This window comes from Massilia sp. TWP1-3-3 (assembly GCF_049897805.1).
GTDB lineage: Bacteria > Pseudomonadota > Gammaproteobacteria > Burkholderiales > Burkholderiaceae_D > Telluria_A.
Genome location: NZ_JAFCWX010000114.1, coordinates 1 through 1,099, shown reverse-complemented (window position 1 = coordinate 1,099; position 1,099 = coordinate 1). Strand labels below are relative to the sequence as shown.

At 62.3% G+C, this 1,099-nt stretch carries 1 protein-coding gene and 1 pseudogene; both read left to right on the top strand.

Features of this window, described 5'->3' with window-relative positions:
• Positions 1–456, top strand: a pseudogene (locus ACP7D4_RS28060) (hypothetical protein); the annotation flags it as partial.
• The coding region (locus ACP7D4_RS28055) for a DDE-type integrase/transposase/recombinase (protein WP_426212721.1) at positions 456–1,099 on the top strand (644 nt) is incomplete at its 3' end. The pseudogene ACP7D4_RS28060 and the gene ACP7D4_RS28055, both read left to right, overlap by 1 nt.

Sequence of the window (1,099 nt, the reverse complement as noted above, 5' to 3'; positions counted from 1 at the left end):
ATCAGTCTAATTAAGGAAGTTGGCACACATATGGAATTGAACATGACACCAGCAGCAGAACACCCATCAGGCATTACGGAACCGGCATCAAGTGCAGAGGTGGTCGCTGTAGCGAGGCGCCGCAAGTTCACGACCGCGTATATGCAGCGCATTGTGCGTGAGGCCGACGCGTGCACGGCGCCAGGCGCCATCGGAGCGCTGTTGCGCCGCGAGGGCCTGTACAGCTCACATCTGAGCAAGTGGCGGCTGCTGATCGCGGCAAGCGATGCGGCCATACCGAACACGAAGCGCGGACCGAAGCCGGATGCGGCCAAAGCGGTGGACAGGCGCGTCGCCAATCTTGAGCTGACCAATGAAAAGCTCACCAAACAGCTTGAGCGGGCCAAGCTCATTATCGCGGCCCAAAAAAAACTTTGCAATCTCCTGGGTTTGCCACCGGAAGAGGATTCACTGTGATGGAGGCGACCTCGGAACTCGTGGCGGAAATGGGCGTGCGCGCCGCCTGCGCCGGCATGGGTCTGGCGCGCGGCAGCTACTACCGTGCCCGCCGAGAAACGCGCCAGGCGCTGCATACGGTACGCCGTCCTCGTCGCTCGCCGCTTGCGCTGAGCGAGGGTGAACGCCAGGAGGTCATCGACGTCCTTCATTCGCCCGAGTATGTCGACGTTGCACCGCGCACGGCGTATGCGATGCTGCTCGATGCAGGGATATTCCTGGCCTCGGTGTCGACCTTCTACCGTATCCTGCGTGCCTGCAGCGGCACGCGTGGACGCCGCGACGAGCTGGTGCACCCGGCCTATACGCGGCCCGAGCTGCTCGCCACGCGGGCCTGTGAGGTGTGGTCGTGGGATATCACCAAGTTGAAGGGGCCGGTCAAGTCGGCGCACTTCCATCTGTACGTCATACTCGATATTTTTAGCCGCTACGTGGTCGGCTGGATGATCGCCGATCGTGAATCGGACCTGCTCGCGGAAGCGCTCATCGGGCACACCTGCGACAAGGAGGGGATCGTACCTGGTCAGCTGACGTTGCACGCGGACCGGGGCGCCGCGATGCGCTCCAAGCTGGTCGCCGATTTGCTCGTCGATCTCGATGTCGT